Source organism: Streptomyces sp. NPDC092952 (assembly GCF_044754785.1).
In the GTDB taxonomy this organism is placed as follows: domain Bacteria; phylum Actinomycetota; class Actinomycetes; order Streptomycetales; family Streptomycetaceae; genus Streptomyces.
In genome coordinates, this window is record NZ_JBIVPT010000005.1 from 579,399 (window position 1) to 585,889 (window position 6,491).

8 protein-coding genes are annotated in these 6,491 nt (G+C 69.1%); 5 read left to right on the top strand and 3 right to left on the bottom strand.

The features are described 5' to 3' along the window. Nucleotides 1-65: 65 nt before the first annotated feature. The 4 genes from ACIQGQ_RS16635 to ACIQGQ_RS16650 all read left to right on the top strand — a co-directional run bounded on the left by ACIQGQ_RS16635 (nt 66) and on the right by ACIQGQ_RS16650 (nt 3,347). A complete protein-coding gene (locus ACIQGQ_RS16635) occupies nt 66-863 on the top strand; it encodes an ABC transporter ATP-binding protein (RefSeq protein WP_366299645.1) in 798 nt (265 codons plus the stop codon). A gap of 116 nt (nt 864-979) precedes the next feature. Continuing rightward, complete coding sequence (locus ACIQGQ_RS16640; protein WP_402395992.1) at nt 980-1,408, top strand: NfeD family protein; 429 nt, start codon at nt 980-982, stop codon at nt 1,406-1,408. 153 nt (nt 1,409-1,561) lie between these two features. After that, nucleotides 1,562-2,518, top strand: a complete 957-nt coding sequence (locus ACIQGQ_RS16645; protein WP_402395994.1) for an SPFH domain-containing protein — start codon at nt 1,562-1,564, stop codon at nt 2,516-2,518. A 61-nt stretch (nt 2,519-2,579) separates the two neighbouring features. Then, nucleotides 2,580-3,347: a sulfite exporter TauE/SafE family protein gene (locus ACIQGQ_RS16650; RefSeq protein ID WP_402395996.1), complete on the top strand. Its 768-nt coding sequence runs from the start codon at nt 2,580-2,582 to the stop codon at nt 3,345-3,347. A 60-nt stretch (nt 3,348-3,407) separates the two neighbouring features. Here the strand turns inward: ACIQGQ_RS16650 and ACIQGQ_RS16655 are convergent, their stop codons facing one another. The 3 genes from ACIQGQ_RS16655 to ACIQGQ_RS16665 all read right to left on the bottom strand — a co-directional run bounded on the left by ACIQGQ_RS16655 (nt 3,408) and on the right by ACIQGQ_RS16665 (nt 5,443). Beyond that, the gene (locus ACIQGQ_RS16655; RefSeq protein WP_352280328.1) at nt 3,408-3,914 is read right to left on the bottom strand and encodes an HNH endonuclease; all 507 of its coding nucleotides are present in this window, start codon (nt 3,912-3,914) and stop codon (nt 3,408-3,410) included. A gap of 159 nt (nt 3,915-4,073) precedes the next feature. After that, the gene (locus tag ACIQGQ_RS16660; RefSeq protein WP_402396000.1) at nt 4,074-4,604 is read right to left on the bottom strand and encodes a YbhB/YbcL family Raf kinase inhibitor-like protein; all 531 of its coding nucleotides are present in this window, start codon (nt 4,602-4,604) and stop codon (nt 4,074-4,076) included. A 56-nt stretch (nt 4,605-4,660) separates the two neighbouring features. Continuing rightward, nucleotides 4,661-5,443 carry a sporulation protein gene (locus ACIQGQ_RS16665; RefSeq protein ID WP_366299635.1) on the bottom strand — a complete coding sequence of 261 codons (783 nt, stop codon included), beginning with the start codon at nt 5,441-5,443 and terminating at the stop codon, nt 4,661-4,663. Between the two features lie 73 nt (nt 5,444-5,516). Between ACIQGQ_RS16665 and ACIQGQ_RS16670 the strand changes: the two genes are divergently transcribed. After that, nucleotides 5,517-6,158 carry a DNA-3-methyladenine glycosylase gene (locus ACIQGQ_RS16670; protein ID WP_402396003.1) on the top strand — a complete coding sequence of 214 codons (642 nt, stop codon included), beginning with the start codon at nt 5,517-5,519 and terminating at the stop codon, nt 6,156-6,158. Nucleotides 6,159-6,491: the final 333 nt, after the last annotated feature.

The following is a 6,491-nucleotide window of genomic DNA, read 5'->3' on the forward strand; positions in this document are numbered from 1 at the left end:
ATTTCCTGGGGAGCCGTGCCCACAGGCACCGACGATCTCGACACTGCATGGGGAGACAACGCGCCATGAGCGATGTACTGGAGCTGGTGGACGTATCCGTGGTCCGCGACGGACGCGCTCTGGTGGACGATGTCTCCTGGTCGGTCAAGGAGGGGGAGCGCTGGGTCATCCTCGGCCCGAACGGCGCCGGCAAGACCACCCTCCTCAACATCGCGTCCAGCTACCTCTACCCGAGCTCCGGCACCGTCAGCGTCCTCGGCGAGCAGCTCGGCGGTGTCGGCACCGACGTCTTCGAGCTCCGCCCCCGCATCGGCATCGCGGGCATCGCCATGGCCGAGAAGCTGCCCCGCCGCCAGACCGTGCTGCAGACGGTGCTCACCGCCGCGTACGGCATGACCGCCACCTGGCACGAGGACTACGAGGCCGTCGACGAGGAGCGCGCCCGCGCCTTCCTCGACCGGCTCGGCATGACCGAGTACCTCGACCGCAAGTTCGGCACCCTGTCCGAGGGCGAGCGCAAGCGCACCCTGATCGCCCGCGCCATGATGACCGACCCCGAGCTGCTGCTCCTCGACGAACCGGCCGCCGGTCTCGACCTCGGCGGCCGCGAGGACCTGGTCCGCCGCCTCGGCCGGCTGGCCCGCGACCCGTACGCCCCCTCCATGATCATGGTCACCCACCATGTCGAGGAGATCGCCCCCGGCTTCACCCACGTCCTGATGATCCGCCAGGGCAAGGTGCTCGCCGCCGGCCCCATGGAGACCGAGCTGACCTCCCGCAACCTCTCCCTCTGCTTCGGTCTGCCGCTCGTCGTCGAGCACACCGGCGACCGCTACACGGCCCACGGCCTGCCCCTCTCCTGACCGCGCGGCTCTCCCGAGCCCGCCGCCCCGGCCCGAGCACGGCCCACGGGTCCGGCGGGCTCCGCGGCTTGCCCGCGCCCTGTCCGCGGGGGCGCCCGCGGTTCTACCATGGGGCCGTGGACATCGACGCGTGGGTGTGGTGGCTGATCGGCGCGGCGGGGCTGGGCATCCCGCTCGTCCTGACCGCGATGCCCGAATTCGGCATGTTCGCCGTCGGGGCGGTGGTCGCGGCGGTCGTCGCGGCGCTCGGCGGCGGCATCGTGGTCCAGGTCCTGGTGTTCCTGGTGGTCTCCGTGGCGCTCGTCGCCGTGGTCCGCCCGATCGCCGCCAGACACCGCTCCGGCCAGCCCCGACTGGCCACCGGAATCGACGCGTTGAAGGGCCGTCAGGCCGTCGTCCTGGAACGGGTCGACGGCAGCGGCGGCCGGATCAAGCTGGCCGGGGAGATCTGGTCGGCCCGCGCGCTCGACGAGGACCAGAGCTTCGACCCCGGCCAGCAGGTCGATGTCGTCGAGATCGACGGGGCCACGGCGGTCGTCATGTGACCGAACAGCCCACACGGCAGTGCGTGTTCTGCCAGACTCGATGTCGATCATGTCGATCATCATGGAAGCGGGACCGGCCGGACGGCCCGCCCCCACCGCGATCCCGGCCTCGATCATCACGAACCGTCGGCAACCGAAGGGCAACGAAGAACGATGCAACCGGTCATCATCGTCCTGATCATTCTGGTGGTGCTCGTCTTCATCGCCCTGATCAAGACGATCCAGGTCATTCCCCAGGCCAGCGCCGCCATCGTCGAGCGCTTCGGCCGCTACACCCGCACGCTCAACGCGGGCCTGAACATCGTCGTCCCGTTCATCGACACCATCCGCAACCGCATCGACCTGCGCGAGCAGGTCGTGCCGTTCCCGCCGCAGCCGGTGATCACCCAGGACAACCTGGTCGTGAACATCGACACCGTCATCTACTACCAGGTGACCGACGCCAGGGCCGCGACCTACGAGGTCGCCAGCTACATCCAGGCGATCGAGCAGCTCACGGTCACCACCCTCCGCAACATCATCGGTGGCATGGACCTGGAGCGGACCCTCACCTCCCGCGAGGAGATCAACGCGGCCCTGCGCGGCGTCCTCGACGAGGCCACCGGCAAGTGGGGCATCCGGGTCAACCGCGTCGAGCTCAAGGCGATCGAGCCGCCCACCTCCATCCAGGACTCGATGGAGAAGCAGATGCGCGCCGACCGTGACAAGCGCGCCGCCATCCTCCAGGCCGAAGGCACGCGCCAGTCCGCGATCCTCACCGCGGAGGGCGAGAAGCAGTCCGCGATCCTGCGCGCCGAGGGTGAGGCCAAGGCCTCGGCCCTGCGCGCCGAGGGCGAGGCCCAGGCGATCCGTACGGTCTTCGAGTCCATCCACGCCGGCGACCCGGACCAGAAGCTCCTCTCGTACCAGTACCTCCAGATGCTCCCGAAGATCGCCGAGGGCGACGCCAACAAGCTCTGGATCGTGCCCAGCGAGATCGGTGACGCCCTCAAGGGCCTGAGTGGCGCCTTCGGCAACCTCGGCAACGGGGCCCCGGGCTTCGACACCGGAAAGAGCGCCCCCGGCTTCGACACCGGCAAGGAACGCCGCGAGGTCCCCCCGGTCGAATGACGCGTACACGCCCCGTGCATGATCAGTGCACCAAGCACCGATCATGCACGGGGGACACGCCATGAATCTCTGGGAGATGCTCGCCGTCTTCGCCGCGGGCATCAGCGCCGGCACGATCAACACGATCGTCGGATCGGGAACGCTGATCACCTTCCCCGTCCTGCTGGCCACCGGTCTGCCCCCGGTCACGGCCACCGTCTCCAACGCCCTCGGCCTGATACCCGGCTCGGTCAGCGGCGCCATCGGGTACCGCAAGGAGCTCGAGGGCCAGGGCCGCCGCGTACTCAAGCTCGCGATCGGCGCCCTCATCGGCGGCCTCACCGGCGCCACCCTGCTGCTGGCCCTGCCCTCCACGGCCTTCGAGACCATCGTGCCGATCCTGGTGGCCCTGGCACTCGTCCTGGTCATCCTGCAACCGCGCATCAGCAAAGCGGTCCAGCGCCGCCGCGAGACCACCGGCAGCCCCGCCCGCCCCGACGGCGGACCGCTCCTGTTCGTCGGGCTGATGCTCGCCAGCGTCTACGGCGGCTACTTCACCGCCGCCCAGGGGATCATCTACCTCTCCCTGATGGGGATGCTGCTCGACGACACCATGCAGCGTCTGAACGCCGTCAAGAACGTCCTCGCCGCCGTCGTCAACAGCATCGCCGCGCTCTTCTTCCTCTTCGTCGCGGACTTCGACTGGACGGCCGTCGTGCTCATCGCGGTCGGCTCCGCGCTCGGCGGCCAGATCGGCGCGAGGATCGGCCGCCGGCTCAGCCCCGTGGTCCTGCGCGTGCTCATCGTCCTGGTCGGCACGGCCGCCATCGTCCAGCTCCTGCTCCGCTGACACACGGAAGCCCGCCTCCCCCCGGAGGCGGGCTTCCGTACGGCGATACGCGTACGCCGGCTACGCCGCGGCCCGGTCCAGCCAGTCCGGCAGCTCCGCCAGCTCCCCGGCCCCCATGGCCAGGAGCATCGCCTGCGCCGGAGACGGTACGAAGGGCTGCCGCAGCAGCGGCATCCCCGCCTGCTCCGGCGTCCGGGCCGCCTTGCGGTGGTTGTCCTCGGCGCAGGACGCCACCGTGTTGAGCCAGGTGTCCTGACCCCCCTGGGCACGCGGTACGACATGGTCGACGGTGCTCGCCCGCCGCCCGCAGTACGCGCACCGGTGCTGGTCCCGGACCAACACCCCCCTCCGGGACCACGGGGCGTGTCTTCGGAACGGCACCCGTACGTAACGGCAGAGCCTGATCACCCGGGGCGCCGGAATGTCCACGGCGGCACCGCGCATACGGAGATCGGGATGTGCCTGCTCGACGACGGCCTTGTCCTGGAGGATCAACACCACCGCACGCTTCAGCGTCACCGTCGACAGCGGCTCGAAGCTCGCGTTCAGTACCAGCGTGTCCCGCATCTCGCCCACCTCCCGTGTGCCGCCCGCCCCCTGGCAGGCCCGGATCAACTCTGGCCGGGCAGCCCCTGATGGACAACGCAATAAAAAATGCCCTGCCCTGATCTCTCCAGGACCAGGACAGGGCAAACAGAGGGGGAACTCTCGGTTCGACGGCGACCCTCAGACGGGGCCCGTGTACTCACCGATCAGCTGGGCGCGGCCCAGGGTGTGGAAGCGCAGATTGAACCCGACGACCGCGGGCGATGCGTCGCTGTCGACCCCCAGCTTCTCGGTGTCCACCGCGTACACGGTGAACACGTAGCGGTGGTTCTCCCCGGCCGGCGGCGCGGCCCCGCCGAAGTCCTTCGACCCGTAGTCGTTGCGCGCCTGCACGGCCCCGGCGGGCAGCCCCGCGAAGGAGCCGCTGCCCGCACCGGCCGGCAGCTCCGTGACCGACGCCGGAATGTCGAAGAGGACCCAGTGCCAGAACCCGCTGCCGGTCGGGGCATCGGGGTCGAAACAGGTCACGGCGAAGCTCTTGGCCTCCGCCGGGAATCCCTCCCACCGCAGCTGCGGCGAGGTGTTCCCGGCCGCGAACACCTGGGCGTCCGCCAGCACGGCCCCGGGGGCGAGATCCTCGCTCGTCACCGTGAACGACGGCACTTCCGGATGGAAGTCGTGCGGCAACGGGGCCCTCTTCGGCTCGGTCACGTCAGTACCTCTCCTGATGGCTGTACGGCACAGCGGTCGGCAGATCCTCCACGACCCTAGAGCCAGTTGCGCTGACCGCCGACCTGCGCCAGCCACTGATTGAGGTACGCCGCCCAGTCGGTCCCCTGGAAGTCGTGCAGGCCTACCTTGAACGAGCGGTACGTGTCGCTGCCCTCGCTGAAGAGGCCTCCCTTCTTGTCCATCTCCAGGACGACGTCCATCTCGCGGTCGTCCGCGACGAATGACAGCTCGACCTGGTTCAGCCCGCGGTACTGCTGCGGCGGGAGGAACTCGATCTCCTGGTAGAACGGCAGCCGCTGACGCGTCCCGCGGATGTGACCGCGTTCCATGTCCGCGCTGTGGAACCGGAAGCCGAGGCGGCCGAAGGCGTCGAGGATGGCCTGCTGCGCCGGCAGCGGGTGCACGTTGACCGGGTCGAGATCACCCGAGTCCACCGCGCGGGCGATGTCCAGCTCGGTGGTCACCCCGATGTTCATGCCGCGCAGGTGCTGCCCGGCGAACATGGTGATCGGCGTCTCCCAGGGAATCTCCAGCCCGAAGGGAACGACGTGGGTGGCTCCGGCCTGCAGTTCGAAAGCGCCGCCGAGCCGCAGCCTGGCGAACTCGATGTCCTGCTTGGTCTCCGTGTCGTGGCCCTCGACCTCGACCCGGGCCTGCAGTCCCACAGAAAGCCCCTGGATCCGCTGATCCACGGAACCGCCCTGGATCCGCACCTCGCCCTGGACGATTCCGCCCGGCACGACGTTGAGCTCGGAAAGCTCGGTCTCCACCGAGGCGCCGCCGGCGCCGAGGCTCGCGAGCAGCCGCTTGAAGCCCATGTTCACTCCTCCTTGGTCCTGACCCGTACATACGCGTCACGACCGTTCCCGGTTCCCGGTAACCTCGACCGCCATGATCGAGGGCTTGGACCGTACGCCGTTGCCGCGTGACTTCTTCGACCGCCCCGTGCTGGATGTGGCGCCCGACCTCCTGGGCCGGACCCTGGTACGCGCCACACCGGACGGCCCCATAGAGCTCCGCCTGACCGAGGTGGAGGCGTACGACGGCGAGTCTGACCCCGGATCGCACGCCTTCCGAGGCCGCACCGCGCGCAACAGCGTCATGTTCGGACCGCCCGGCCATGCCTACGTGTACTTCACCTACGGCATGTGGCACTGCCTCAACCTGGTGTGCGGCCCGGAGGGCAGGGCCAGCGGGGTGCTGCTCCGCGCGGGCGCCATCCAGGTGGGCGCCGACCTCGCCCGCGTACGTCGGGAATCGGCCCGGAACGACAAGGAACTCGCCAAAGGCCCGGCCCGCCTGGCCACGGCGCTCGATGTGGACCGGGCTCTGAACGGCACCGACGCCATTGCCCACCCGGGCGCCTCACTCTCCGTACTCCACGGCACCCCGCCATCGCGTGACCAGGTACGCAACGGCCCGCGCACCGGAGTGGGCGGCGACGGGGCCACCCACCCCTGGCGGTTCTGGATCGAAGGGGACCCCACGGTGAGTCCCTACCGGGCCCATGCGCCACGCCGCCGCGCAACTTGACTCGCTCTTGGGGGTCACCTAATGTAGCCCGAGCCGCTTGAAACGGGCACAGCTGTCGTCGGGGTCCATCGGACCATCGACCGAGCAGCCCGAAGCAGCCAACTACTACCTACGATTCACCCTGACGGGGTCGAATTCGGCATGCCGTAATTCAATCCCCTCGGCTCGATTATGAGCCGTCAAGGAAATCGGCTAACGTAGTGGACACGCCGAAAGGCAAAGACCTTCCAGCAGGTCGCCGGAATTCAAATTCGGACCGGAAACGGGACGGAAAAGAGTCTGGTAAGGTTGGAACCGCCGGAAAGGGAATCGCGGAAGCGAGGAACTGGAAAG